The organism is Gilliamella sp. Pra-s60 (assembly GCF_009795755.1).
In the GTDB taxonomy this organism is placed as follows: Bacteria; Pseudomonadota; Gammaproteobacteria; order Enterobacterales; family Orbaceae; genus Gilliamella.
This window is the reverse complement of record NZ_WTFA01000003.1, coordinates 98,490-112,051: the sequence shown is the minus strand read 5'-3', so window position 1 is coordinate 112,051 and position 13,562 is coordinate 98,490. Positions and strand designations below refer to the sequence as shown.

The 13,562-nt window shown below is 33.6% G+C and carries 13 protein-coding genes and 1 pseudogene; 5 read left to right on the top strand and 9 right to left on the bottom strand.

Going from position 1 to position 13,562, the window contains the following annotated elements; genetic code table 11:
- Positions 1–2: 2 nt before the first annotated feature.
- Positions 3–599, top strand: coding sequence for a citrate lyase holo-[acyl-carrier protein] synthase (citX, locus tag GQ596_RS03555; protein WP_160400310.1), 597 nt, complete (start codon positions 3–5; stop codon positions 597–599).
- 89 nt (positions 600–688) lie between these two features.
- On the opposite strand, the gene metB is transcribed toward citX, so the two are convergent.
- The gene (metB, locus tag GQ596_RS03550; RefSeq protein ID WP_160400309.1) at positions 689–1,855 is read right to left on the bottom strand and encodes a cystathionine gamma-synthase; all 1,167 of its coding nucleotides are present in this window, start codon (positions 1,853–1,855) and stop codon (positions 689–691) included.
- Positions 1,856–2,032: 177 nt separating this feature from the next.
- Here metB and metJ point away from each other — a divergent pair, with 177 nt between their 5' ends.
- Positions 2,033–2,347 carry a met regulon transcriptional regulator MetJ gene (metJ, locus tag GQ596_RS03545; protein ID WP_202112447.1) on the top strand — a complete coding sequence of 105 codons (315 nt, stop codon included), beginning with the start codon at positions 2,033–2,035 and terminating at the stop codon, positions 2,345–2,347.
- Between the two features lie 80 nt (positions 2,348–2,427).
- On the opposite strand, the gene rpmE is transcribed toward metJ, so the two are convergent.
- The 5 genes from rpmE to GQ596_RS03520 form a co-directional block, all read right to left on the bottom strand.
- Entirely contained in the window at positions 2,428–2,643 is a 216-nt protein-coding gene (rpmE, locus tag GQ596_RS03540) for a 50S ribosomal protein L31 (protein WP_065636780.1), read from the bottom strand.
- Positions 2,644–2,784: 141 nt separating this feature from the next.
- Positions 2,785–3,837 carry an outer membrane-stress sensor serine endopeptidase DegS gene (gene degS / locus GQ596_RS03535; protein ID WP_160400308.1) on the bottom strand — a complete coding sequence of 351 codons (1,053 nt, stop codon included), beginning with the start codon at positions 3,835–3,837 and terminating at the stop codon, positions 2,785–2,787.
- A gap of 112 nt (positions 3,838–3,949) precedes the next feature.
- Positions 3,950–5,323 carry a Do family serine endopeptidase gene (locus GQ596_RS03530; protein WP_160400307.1) on the bottom strand — a complete coding sequence of 458 codons (1,374 nt, stop codon included), beginning with the start codon at positions 5,321–5,323 and terminating at the stop codon, positions 3,950–3,952.
- A 92-nt stretch (positions 5,324–5,415) separates the two neighbouring features.
- A complete protein-coding gene (locus tag GQ596_RS03525) occupies positions 5,416–5,820 on the bottom strand; it encodes a YhcB family protein (RefSeq protein WP_160400306.1) in 405 nt (134 codons plus the stop codon).
- A gap of 62 nt (positions 5,821–5,882) precedes the next feature.
- Positions 5,883–6,323 carry a DUF721 domain-containing protein gene (locus tag GQ596_RS03520; RefSeq protein ID WP_160400305.1) on the bottom strand — a complete coding sequence of 147 codons (441 nt, stop codon included), beginning with the start codon at positions 6,321–6,323 and terminating at the stop codon, positions 5,883–5,885.
- Between the two features lie 372 nt (positions 6,324–6,695).
- On the opposite strand from GQ596_RS03520, the gene GQ596_RS03515 reads away from it, so the two are divergent.
- Positions 6,696–7,457: an FCD domain-containing protein gene (locus GQ596_RS03515; RefSeq protein WP_160400304.1), complete on the top strand. Its 762-nt coding sequence runs from the start codon at positions 6,696–6,698 to the stop codon at positions 7,455–7,457.
- Between the two features lie 140 nt (positions 7,458–7,597).
- Here the strand turns inward: GQ596_RS03515 and GQ596_RS03510 are convergent, their stop codons facing one another.
- The 3 genes from GQ596_RS03510 to GQ596_RS03500 are packed head-to-tail and all read right to left on the bottom strand — an operon-like array spanning position 7,598 to position 11,822.
- Positions 7,598–8,878: an MFS transporter gene (locus GQ596_RS03510; protein WP_160400303.1), complete on the bottom strand. Its 1,281-nt coding sequence runs from the start codon at positions 8,876–8,878 to the stop codon at positions 7,598–7,600.
- Between the two features lie 33 nt (positions 8,879–8,911).
- Complete coding sequence (gene uxaC, locus GQ596_RS03505; protein WP_160400302.1) at positions 8,912–10,330, bottom strand: glucuronate isomerase; 1,419 nt, start codon at positions 10,328–10,330, stop codon at positions 8,912–8,914.
- Between the two features lie 16 nt (positions 10,331–10,346).
- Complete coding sequence (locus GQ596_RS03500; RefSeq protein ID WP_370516481.1) at positions 10,347–11,822, bottom strand: mannitol dehydrogenase family protein; 1,476 nt, start codon at positions 11,820–11,822, stop codon at positions 10,347–10,349.
- Between the two features lie 220 nt (positions 11,823–12,042).
- On the opposite strand from GQ596_RS03500, the pseudogene GQ596_RS11160 reads away from it, so the two are divergent.
- Together GQ596_RS11160 and uxuA are read left to right on the top strand one after the other, a co-directional pair.
- Positions 12,043–12,210 (top strand): annotated as a pseudogene (locus tag GQ596_RS11160) (GntR family transcriptional regulator); the annotation flags it as partial.
- Positions 12,211–12,288: 78 nt separating this feature from the next.
- On the top strand, positions 12,289–13,470 hold the full coding sequence (gene uxuA, locus GQ596_RS03495) for a mannonate dehydratase (protein WP_160400300.1): 1,182 nt from the start codon (positions 12,289–12,291) through the stop codon (positions 13,468–13,470).
- The last annotated feature ends 92 nt before the right edge of the window (positions 13,471–13,562 follow it).

Below are 13,562 nucleotides of genomic sequence, written 5' to 3'. Positions count from 1 at the left end.
GCATGACATTAGCTGATGCCATGCTACTTATCTTTTTCATTATGAATGATATATTAATTAAATTTGATGATGGCACCCCTATCACACTTGAACAGATGTTATTGGCTAAAGAAAAACGTGTACAAAGCCAACAAGAAGCAATAAAACGTTATCATTATCCACTTATTTCGTTAAGTTTAGTTATCCCCGGACCAATAAAAAATAGTAGTGGCGCGAATCGATTATTTAAAGAGGCCATTGCCACTATACACAGTACCCTATCAAAAAATGATATTTCATTAATACATGAAACCCATTTTCATCACATTACTGGCTGTGAAGCCATTATTGTCGCAAAATGCTCAGCCGATATACTAAAGCAATGCTGTATTAATATAGAAGATAATCATCCTTTAGGTCGCCTATGGGATATTGATGTTATTGACCCAATAACCCAACAAAGTATTTCTCGCGCTAAATTTGATCACCACTCAAGGCAATGTTTAGTCTGCCAACAAATGGCCAAAGTATGTAGTCGAAGCAGAAAACATACTATTGATGAGGTCTTTTCTGCCATTAAAAAAATAACAAACGACTATTTTAGCTTGCCAATGTATTAAGGAATATAAAAACTAATAGGATTAACGAAATAAATCTATTTCATTAATCCAAATAGCTAAATCTAAATATAGATGCGCTAAAATAGACACTACACTTTTGCCAATGCTTGTTCTAAATCAGCAAGTAAATCGGCAATATCTTCCAAGCCGACAGAAATACGCAATAACTGATCTGAAATCCCTGCTGTTTTTCGAGCCTCAGCACTAATGCCTGAGTGAGTCATCGTTGCAGGATGGCATACAAGGCTTTCAACACCACCAAGTGATTGAGCTAAGGTGAAAATTTTAAGCGATTCTAAAAACGTTGGCATGGTATCAGCATCACCTACTAATTCAAAACTAAGTAATGAGCCAAAGCCTTTTTGCTGTTTTTGGGCGATATCGTGCCCAAGGTTTGACGGTAAAGATGGATGATAGACTTTAGCTATTTTTGGATGATTAGCTAAGTATTGAACAACTTTTTGTGCATTGTCCTGCTGTAATTTTACTCGCGCTGAAAGTGTTCTTAATCCACGCAACAGAAGATAGCTATCAAATGATGACGTCATCGTACCAATATTATTAGCCCACCATAAAACATCTGTAGCTAGTTGCTGATCTTTAAAGACTAAAATTCCCGCTAATAAATCTGAATGTCCGTTTAAAAATTTAGTACAAGAATGGCTAACAATATCGGCACCAAGTTCTAGCGGTTTTTGTAATATCGGGGTCATAAAGGTGTTATCAACTAAAACTAAAGCCCCAACTTGATGAGCTTGCTCTGCAATTTTTTGAATATCAACAACACGTAATAAAGGATTACTTGGTGTTTCAATTAATACTAATTTTGGGCGTAAACTAAGCGCTTCTTTTAATGCAACAGGATCGGATTGATCAACAAATTTGGCTTTAAAATAACCACGTTGACTTAAGCTATTAAAAAGGCGATAGCTACCTCCATAGCAATCATGTGGTGCAACAACTAAATCATTAGGAGCTAATAATGCAACACTGATCAAATGAATTGCCGACATACCACAATTAGTTAATATGGCATCAATGCCTCCTTCTAATTTAGCAATCGTTTGCTCTACCAAGCGACGGCTAGGATTGGCTTTTCGACCGTAGTCAAACTCTCTTGGTTTTGCAAAAGCCTCATAGCGATAACAAGTAGATGGTGTGATAACTGGAACAACACTGCCATATTGATCGTCGGTATTTAATCCACCGCGAACAGCAATCGTCCCTTGACTTAAGTTTTCAGTTTGAATAGTCATGATAATGCCCTCAAACAATATTTTATTTAATATAAGATTAGTCTTGTAAGCATAACATATAAAAAAAAGACGTCAACATGTCTAGACGTCTAACTGTCTTGATGTGTAGATTGCAGTAATATGAAAAAAAAGATAAAATTAACCACATTATTTGTGATGTAATTTTGGTGAACAATAATGGAATGGAACGGCGAATACATAAGCCCTTATGCAGAGCATGGTAAAAAAAGTGAGCAAGTAAAAAAAATCACAGTATCAATTCCACTTAAAGTATTAAAAATACTAACTGATGAGCGTACTCGCAGACAAGTGAATAATTTGCGTCATGCCACAAATAGTGAATTATTGTGCGAAGCTTTTCTTCATGCTTACACAGGTCAACCTTTACCATGTGATGAAGATTTGCAAAAAGACCGAGAAGATGGTATCCCAATAAAAACACAAAAAATGATGCGAAAATTAGGCATCGATCCAGATTTAATTGATGAGTAAAAAATTATTTTTCAATATTAATTTTTCTTAAATAATAAAAAGGCGCACTAAGCGCCTTTTTATTATTGCTTATCGCAATATTATTTTTTACCACCAACCATAGCAAAACGTTGTTTAAATTTATCTACACGTCCGCCAGTTGCAACATCACGTTGTTTACCTGTATAAAACGGATGGCATTCACCACATACGTCAAGATGAATATCATGGCCAATAGTTGAATGCGTTTTAATTACGTTACCGCAAGAGCAAGTTGCATTAATTGCAGTATATTCTGGATGGATACCTTCTTTCATAATAAACCTCTAAAGTTTGTTCGTATCGCTATATAAACGGCTATAAAAGCAAAATCTATACACCATACGAGTGTTAAAAAACATGATAAGGTTGCGAATTATATGCCTTAAAGCTTAAATAATCAAGCGACAAAAAACTAATTAAACAGGTAACAACCCTATTGTTACTTGTAACTCAACCTTTTCACCATTTCGCAATACAATAATGGGGACAGTCGTACCCGGTTTCAACTCAGCAATTTGATCCATTGTTTCAACTATTGATTTAACAGGCTTATTATTTACCATAATCAAGATATCATTAGTTTGTATGCCCGCCTGTAATGAAGGACCTTCAGTATTGGTAACTAAAATACCTAATACCACGGGTATATCACTTGGATTTTGAGTTGGCGCAAACTCTAAACCATCAATCCCAATATAACCACGAATAACTTTTCCATCCTGAATTAATTTATTCATAATTTTTACAGCCAAAGAAGTTGGAATTGCAAATCCAATGCCTTCAGGAACATCATTACCTAAATTTTTTGCAAAAGTGAGTGTATTAATTCCCATCAATTCACCTTTAGTATTAACGAGTGCTCCACCAGAATTACCATGATTTATTGATGCATCAGTTTGAATAAAATTTTGTCGTCGATAAGGACTTAACCCATCACGACCAGTAGCACTAATAATACCTTGTGTAATGGTTTGACCTATATTGTAAGGATTACCAATTGCTAAAACTACATCACCAATTTGGGGCTCACGATTTGGGTTTATGGATATAGTTGGAAGATTAGTTGCTTCAATTTTTAAGACTGCAATATCCACTAACTTATCAGAACCAACAGGCAGCGCTTCAAAAATCCGCCCGTCTTGTAATGCAACAATAATTTGTTCTGCACCGTCAACAACATGATAATTAGTAACAATATAACCTTGCTCACTCATAATTACTCCTGAACCAAGCGGAGTTATTGCGCTAGCTTGTGATTCTTTAGATAAAGAATTAATTGAGCGACTATAAATATTAACCACTGCAGGAGCTGCTATTTTAACTGCACTAGAATAACTTAATGGGTTATCACTAAAAATTGAACTTGGAAAATTTGATTGATTCCCTTTTTGCAAAGAAGGAAAAATAATCAATAAAACAATAGCTAAAACCGTACCAATTAATATTGGCCATAAAATTTTTTTAAGCATTAATTTTAGGATTATAATAAAAAGAATGGTTAAGATTTTAGCACATCTGTATAAAGGTTAAAATTGGAGTTTTTGCCGATGCCAAGGCATCGACAATATAAAGATAAACTAATTAACGTAATATTAGATATAAACGACTATCACCACGAATTATATTCAACGCAATTACTGATGGGCTACTATCAATAATTTTACGAAGATCTGTAATACTCGTTACTCGTTCTTTATTAACGCCTGTAATAAGATCGCCCTCTTGTAGGCTAAGTCTAGACGCAGGCGAATTTTTGGCAATATTTTCGATTAAAACACCTTTTTGTCCTTTTATTTCACCATTGATAAGCGTTGCCCCATCAAGAGCTGAATGCAATGATTTTGCATCAGTTGTTGTCTCATCACTATTTTTCAATTTAACATCGACGGTTATTTGTTTACCATCTCGAATTAACCCTAATTTTACTGTTCGTCCTGCACCCGTTGTTGCAATTTTAGCTCGTAGTTCAGCAAAACTATCTACTGGTTTACCATCCATTGAGATGATAACGTCTCCTGACTTAATTCCAGCCGCTTTTGCCGCAGAATCATCAAGCACTTCACTAACAAATGCACCTTTTTGAATATCTAAATCGAATGCTTTTGCAATATCAGAAGTTAACTCGTTACCCTTTATACCAAGCACACCGCGTTTAACTTCACCATATTCAATAAGTTGAGAAGTTAAGTTTTTTACCATATTACTTGGAATTGCAAAACCGATACCAACATTTCCTCCGCTAGGTGCAATAATTGCAGTATTTACACCGACTAATTCACCATTCAAATTAACCAGTGCCCCACCGGAGTTACCCTGATTAATTGATGCATCAGTTTGGATAAAATTCTCAAAACCATTCATATTAAGGCCAGTTCGAGCAAGTGCTGAAATAATTCCTGAAGTGACAGTTTGCCCAATGCCAAATGGATTTCCAATTGCAACCACATAATCACCAACACGTAGCTTATCTGAATCAGCAAGCTTAATTGCGGTTAATTTTTTTGCATCTTCGAGTTTAAGTAAAGCAATATCGCTTTGTGGATCTTTACCAATAAGTTTTGCTTTATACTCATGTCCGTCATTTAATGAAACCGTTATTTTATCAGCATTATCAATAACATGATTATTGGTGACAACATACCCTTTTTCAGCATCAATAATTACACCTGACCCCAAACCTGAAAAAGCTCTTGATTGACTATCAGGGTAACCAAAAAATCGCCTAAACTCTTCAGGCATATTGTTTTGCATTTGTGCAGTACCTTCAACTTTAATACTGACAACTGAAGGTAATACTGTTTCAAGCATAGGGGCTAAACTTGGTTGTTGTGTATTACTATCAGTTGGGATAGAAGGAAAAGAAGCATAAACTTTTGGAAAAGTAGATAAACTCAAACCTAAACTTAATGCTAAAATACTTAACAATTTTTTTTGTTTTTTTAATGAATCAATCATCTTATAACTCTCGCTTTTACAAAAAGTTAATTTCTATAAAAAAATTTGCCATTAATTAATGGCAAATAAAACTATAAATAAAATTATAACAGTTAAGATTTATTTTCATCTGTTTTAAATAGGCCAGATGAATTATCAGAATAATCCCTTGGTTGTTCATCAAACATAATTTCTTTTGGCTCATCTGAATCAAGAACAGAATTAAAATCCAAAGAAGAAACACTGTCGTTATCTATAAATTGACTAGAATTTTCAGCCATATGTTGATAAAGACGACGAAAATCCTTCGCCATATTATCTAATATCTCTGCACTATGTGAAAAGTGTTTAGCAATCATTTGTTTTTGTGCTACTAATTCATCTTTCGTTTGCTCTAACTCTTGTTTAACTTTGGCATATTTACGAGCTTTAGGGCTAATAATGCTCGTAAAAATAAAACCAATAACAAAACCAATTGCTAACCCAATTATAAGATAAATCAACATATCTTTATCCATAATCCACTCCTTGTATTTTTAAGATATATAATTTTATAAAATTGAAACTCGATTATCAGTATTTATTTTGCATGGTTAGCAAGTTTTATCAATTGTTTTTTCAATTTATCTGGCGCATTTTCTGCTAACTCATATAAAAACATTGCACTTTTTTCGGTCATCAAACTTGAGCCTAAAGGTAATTTAGAAACATTAAAATGGCACTGTGACAATGTTACCGAAATGTTTGGATTAATCCGATATTGGATAGAGGATAGTGACGGTAAAATGTTTTTCCGTATCTCAGAGATTAAATTGCTTTGTTCATATTTCAATCTAGTTAACCAACTTGCTGAACTAACTTCAAGAACAAGAACCCCTTGGCGATAATTAGCCACTCGGCACTGTTGTTTCAATGGCGATGGTAACAACTCATTGATAACATGACTTAATTTACTCAATGCAAATGTTCTATCTTTTATCTCAGATAAACACGATTCCTGAGATAATATTGATGATAACATTTGAGGCTCATTATAGCGCATATTTTGTTTTTACCTTTACTTCTTAATAAAAATAGGTCAATTAATTCGGTATAAATGAACAATTCAATATTAAATAATTTACCTCATTTCATTAAAAATGTCCTGTTTAAAAAAATATATTTACAGTTTGATAAAGGTTTTTAAAATAAATAAAAAAAAATTTCATTTTTATTACAAAAAACAGGAAATTTTTAGCGATAATAATGAAAATATTGGTGATGGTTAGAATTGGAATTTAACCTTAACAGTATAATTAAAGAGGCTAATATATTAAATATTCTGCTAAACTAGATAACTAGCGTATAATTTACCATATTAATTAAATAGTATTTGTTTAAAAAGGGCAATCAAATGCAATCATCTAGTCGTCTTTATCAAGAAATTGGTAATGAACTAAAGTTTTTATTAAAAAATGGGACTTATAAAATTGGTGATCGATTACCACCAGAAAGAGATATTGCAGAAACCTTTAGCGTAAGTCGAACAATAGTACGCGAAGCATTAATAATGCTAGAACTTGAAAATTTGATTACAGTAAAAAAAGGATCTGGCATTTATGTAATAGGTTTACCAAATACAACTTTATCTGAGCAAGAAAAACAGATAGAAGAAAATGATTTTGGTCCATTTGAACTATTACAAGCAAGACAATTAATTGAAAGTAATATTGCAGCATTTGCAGCCTCTCAAATAGTAAAAGCAGATATAGTAAAACTTAGATCGATTTTAGAACAAGAACGACAGATTTTAGAAAATGGTGTTCTTAACGATTATAGTGCAGATGAAATGTTTCATATTACGATAGCAAAGGCGACAAAAAATTCCGTATTAGAAAATTTACTAAATGACTTATGGCAAAAACGCCATACAAGTAAAATGTGGGATCAACTCCATAATCGAATTACCGATAACAGTTACCGAAAAAAATGGCTTGATGATCACGAAAAAATATTGCAAGCATTACAAGTAAAAGACGCAAAAGCGGCACGGCAGGCTATGTGGCAACATTTAGAAAATGTTAAACAAACATTAATGACAGTATCTGACAGTGAAGATCCTAACTTTGATGGTTATTTATTTGACTCTATACCTGTTACTATTGTTAACCAATAGAAATGTCATCATTATTTGTCAATTTTTAAACAAACTAATTAAATCTTACAATACAATTCAATTCATTCGTAAAAGATAAAACTGACAAATACAGTTGCTTTTTTGTATTTGTCAGTTTAACAATATAGGGAGGAATATAATTAATTTTTTTCTAATTGGATGTTACCGTGCTGAGTTTTATTCTCTCTAATAAAAGTCCATAAAACGACAGCCCCTATTATGTCAAAAAATGCTAGTGCGATAAAAAATGGCCCAAATCCAATAATGCCAACAAATGCACCAATAAATAAATTGAAAATTAACTGTCCTGACCATGCACATGCCCCTGCCATTCCAACGGCTGTTGCGACCTGATTTTTCTTGAACAAATCACCCCCAAGCGTTGAAGCTACAGTAGAAAGTAACTGATGAGAAAATCCTCCAAGGCTTATTAAGAAAACAGCAAGATAAGGATTTTCAACAATACTTACAAATCCAATTGTCATCATAAGAACAGCACCAATGGTAAAGGTAATAAGTCTTGAGTTGATTAATGAAAAACCTCTATCATTGAAAAATTTAGCAACAAAACCACTAGCTAAACAGCCTAAGTCAGCCATTAAAAACGGTAACCATACAAACATTGCAATTTCTTTTAAACTAAAATGCAGTGTTTCTACAAAAAAGATTGGTACCCAAAAGTTGATTGTTCCCCATGCAGGATCTGCAAGAAAACGTGCAATACCAATACCCCAAAAATTACGTTGCGTAAGAATTGAAACAAAAGAAACTTTTTCTTTGCTATTTATTTCTAAATGTTCTTCTTTACCTGATTCTATGTATTCCTTCTCCTCAGAAGATAATTTTTTGGAATCTTTAGGATCACGATAAAAAATAAACCAAATTATAGCGGCGATTAGAGCCAAAGACCCAGAAACAATAAAAGCAAATTGCCAGCCTTGGAATAAAATACACCACGCAATTAAAGGGGGAGCTAACATAGCACCAAATGAAGTTCCCATATTAAATATGCCGGCAGCAATCCCCCTCTCTTTAGCCGGAAACCAAATTGATGCAGTTTTGATACCTACAGGAATTGCAGAAGCTTCACTAAATCCCATGATTCCACGCATAAAAGCTAATCCTTGCCATGTACCTGTTAGTGCATGCCCCATAGTAGCGAGCCCCCAAATAACAGCACAGACAGCAAACCCAATTCGTAACCCGATGGTATCAATAAAAAATCCCATGATTGGTTGACCAATTGTATAAGCTAATTGGAAGGTACTTACTATCCAAGAATATTGCTCTTTAGATATACCTGTTGTATCTAAAATAGTTGGTGCTGCGATACCTAATGCAGTTCTATCAAGGTAATTGACAATTGTGATAATACAAACAAGTAATATCATATACCATCGCAAATGTTTTATTTTTTTCATCATTTTTCCTTTTATAATAATATTGAAAGTTAACTAGTTTTGTTGATGCTTAGGAAAATAACGGTTAGCATTGTTAAAACAAATATCACTAATCATCGCTCCCACCAAATCAAAGTCTGCGGGTATTTCACCATTTTCCATCCAATTACCAACCATATTGCATAGAATCCGCCTAAAATACTCATGCCTTGTAAATGATAAGAAACTACGTGAATCTGTTAACATACCAATAAATTGGCTCAATAATCCCATCTGTGAGAGTTGCATTAGCTGACGTTCCATACCATCTTTTTGATCATTGAACCACCAACCTGAACCAAATTGGATTTTTCCTGCAATACCAGAACCTTGAAAATTACCGGCCATGGTAGCAAGTACTTCGTTATCTCTAGGATTTAAACAATATAAAATCGTTTTAGGTAATTGATTTGTTAGTTCTAAAGCATTTAATAAAGATGATAATGGCTCTGCAATAGGTCTATCGCCAATTGAGTCAAAACCTGCATCAGGACCTAACAACTTGAACATACGCTGGTTATTATTGCGTAATGCGCCTAAATGTAATTGCATAACCCAATTACGCTTGTGATACTGCTGACCAAGCCAAATAAGAATTGCGGTACTAAACTGAGCAACGTCTAACTCAGAAATTTCTTTATTATTTAATCTATTAATTAATATTTCATTAAGTTTTTTTTCTGTTGGAATATCAGCATATCGTAATATTTCTATACCATGATCTGATGCTTCACAGCCATGAAGTTCAAAATAGTCTAATCTTTTAGTTAGTGCTAAAAGTAATGCATCAAATGAGTTTATTTCAATATCAGTAACATTACCTAATTGCCTTATATAATCGGCAAAACCAGACAATTCAATCTTGAATACTTTATCAGGTCGCCAACTTGGTTTTACTTTTGTTTTGAAGGTTGTATCTAAGCTGATTTGCTTGTGGTATTCCAATGAATCAATAGGATCATCAGTTGTACCTACCGTATTGACCTTCATTTGAGTTAAGATTCCACGAGTTGAAAACTCTGGTGTAGCCAATTGTTCGTTAGCTTGATGCCAAATTTTTTCCGCTGTCTGTTCATTAAAGAGTATATTTTTTATTCCAAACGGACGGCGTAACTCTAAATGAGTCCAATGATAAATTGGATTACCAAGTGTTAGTGGTACAACTTTAGCCCAAGTTCGGTACTTATCATAATCAGGAGCATCACCTGTAATAAGTTTTTCATCAATACCAGCTGTACGAAGCACTCGCCACTTATAATGATCACCTGCTAACCAAATTTCAGTCAAATTACGAAAATTTTTATTTTCAGCTATATCTTTAGGAGGCAAATGACAATGATAATCGTATATAGGTTGATCTTTTGCATAATCAAAATAGAGCCTTTGAGCTGCATCGCTTTGTAACAAAAAACTATCATCTAAAAAACTTTTCATAATATCTTATCCAAAGTTAAATTGATAAATCACTAATAGTCTGTTTTGCGCCCTTTTCCATTAAAGAAAGATAATGCTCAGTAACCTTATCTTTAAATAATGAATTAGCAGGTAAATCAGAACCAAATACAGATTCCAAAGTGAATAATTGATTAATACGTTCAATCCCATCAGCACTAGAATTAACAATGCCTTTTAGTTGTTCACTCATTGGATCGCGTATATCTATTGGTTGATTATTATCATCAACACCACCAACATAACGCATCCATCCAGCAACCCCTAATGCCAGTAGTGAAAAATCTGAACCATTTTTAATATGCCAACGAATAGAATCTAACATTCTTTGAGGCAGTTTCTGAGTGCCGTCCATTGCTATTTGCCATGTTTTATGTTTTAAAGACGGATTACTAAAACGTTCAATTAATTTATTTGCATATGCTTGCAAATCAACATGAGTTGGAACATGAAGTGTAGGCGCTTGTTGTGACATCATTAATTGATAAGTCGCTTTTTTATAACGCTCATCATTCATACAGTCATTAATATGCTGATAACCTGCTAAGTAGCCCAAATAAGCTAAAAATGAATGACTACCATTTAGCATACGCAACTTCATTTCTTCATAAGGCACAACATCTTTTACAAATTCGGCACCAACTTCATCCCAATTAGGTCGCCCTGTTACAAAGTTATCCTCAATAACCCATTGAATAAATGGTTCACATGCGATACCACAAGGATCAAACACTCCACCTAATACAGTTTGAATGTCTGTTAATGTTTCAGGTGTTGCAGCTGGCACAATACGATCAACCATTGTGCATGGAAAGGTTGTATTAGACTCAATCCACTGAGCTAATTTGGGATCACGGGATTTAGCTAAATCTAAAATTGCTTTTCTTAAAACTAAACCATTTTCAGGAATATTATCGCAAGATAGTGCAGTAAATGATTTAAGTCCTCGTTGCATTCTTCGGTAAAGAGCTTCAACAATAACACCAGGAGCAGAAGATGGTTTTGTTGGATTGATAAAATCAGCTTTAATCAGTTCATTATTAAGATCCAAACCTGTTCCGCCAGGTAGCATACAATATCCTTTTTCAGTCACTGTTAATGAAACAATTTCAACAACAGGGTTAGCCATTTTTTCCAAAATAGCTTCAATGCCATCAATCGGTGCCAGTAATGATTCTTTTACACTTCCAATAATAAAAACACTTTCTGAAGTAGCACCTTTTTCTAAAACAGTATAAAGGTGATCTTGTTTACGGATATCCTCAATTAATTGTTCACCACCAACAATATTTACCTCACAAATAGCCCAATCGGTTTTTCCTGTATTTAACAACCGATCCATAAATAAAGCTTGGTGAGCACGGTGAAAAGCACCAAATCCTAAATGAACAATTCTAGAAACAATCTCTTTTCTATTATATTTTGGACAGTTTTCTATAGATTGAGGTAAAGCTGAAATTTTTAGCATACTAATATCACCATTTGAAGTTTAATAATAAATTTATTTATTGGTTAGACATATTTTCATTTATAAAATAAATTTTCACTATTATTTTAATAAAAACGTGATCAACATCACTAAAAATGGTTTGTTTTTATTTAATATTGACAATATTAATATTATATCATTTAATTGGCATACCAATTTAAGTGAAAATTAGATCTATTGACTAAAAATCACTTTATAATTACGAAAGCTTGTACAATCATTACAAGTAAAAGAATTAATGTTGGCACGTCATACTATGTGGCAACATTTAGAAAATGTTAAACAAACATTAACAGCAGTATCTGATAGCGAAGATCCAAATTTTGATGGTTATTTATTTGACTCAATTCCGGTTAACATTGTTAATCAATAGGTAATAATAATCAGCATTGTTTATAGATCTTTATTATTTTAAGAAAAATAAATAAATGAAATCGTTAAGGAGATTTATATGGAACAAACGATGCGTTGGTTTGGACCAAATGACCCAGTATCATTAGATGATATCAAACAAGCTGGAGCGACTGGAATTGTTACAGCTTTACACCATATTCCAAATGGTGAAGTGTGGACAATTGAAGAAATTCAAAAACGAAAAAATATTATTGAAGAAAAAGGCCTAACTTGGTCTGTCGTTGAAAGTATTCCTGTTCATGAAGAGATAAAAACACATTCAGGTAACGTTGAACAACATATTGCAAATTACCAACAATCTATTCGCAATTTAGCCGCTTGTGGCATTGACACTGTTTGTTACAATTTTATGCCCGTTTTGGATTGGACTCGTACTGACCTTGCTTATGAGTTACCTGATGGCTCAAGAGCGTTACGTTTTGACCAAACTGCTTTTGCCGCATTTGATCTCTACCTATTACAAAGACCTAATGCAGAAAAAGATTACTCAAAAGAAGATATCGCTTTAGCTAAGTCTTATTTTGAAAAAATGACACAAGCAGAAAAAGATAAGCTTATTGCCAATATCATTGCAGGCTTACCAGGTGCAGAGGAAGGCTATTCTCTCGATCAATTTAGAGCACATCTTGCAACCTATGATGGTATCGATAAGGCTAAATTACGCGAAAATTATGCTTACTTTTTAAAAGCTATTGTCCCAGTTGCTGAAGAGGTTGGTGTAGTGTTAACAGTGCATCCTGATGATCCTCCAAGACCAATTTTAGGTTTACCTCGTATAGTTTCAACTATCGAAGATATGCAATGGATTAAAGATACAGTTGACAGTATTCATAATGGTTTTTGTTTTTGTACTGGCTCTTATGGTGTCCGCAATGATAATGATTTAGCAACAATGGCCGAAAAATTTGCCGACCGCGTTCATTTTATTCACTTACGGGCAACAGTTAGAGAAGACAACCCCCTATCTTTCCATGAAGGCGATCATTTAGCGGGTGATGTCGATATGTATGCAGTAATTAAAGCATTAGTCACAGAAGAAGAACGACGCAAAAAAGCAGGTATTAAACGCTCTATACCAGTTAGACCAGATCATGGACACCAAATGTTAGATGATCTTACCAAGAAAACTAACCCAGGTTATTCTGCAATTGGCCGTTTAAAAGGTTTAGCTGAAATTCGTGGTGTTGAGTATGCAATTCGTCGAGCTTTTTTCAATTAATTGAACGAATATAATCAATTATAATTAATCTAGACAACAATACTAACAGTTTCAATGCCCTTCTAAGGGCATTTTTTTTATAAAAAACCAAC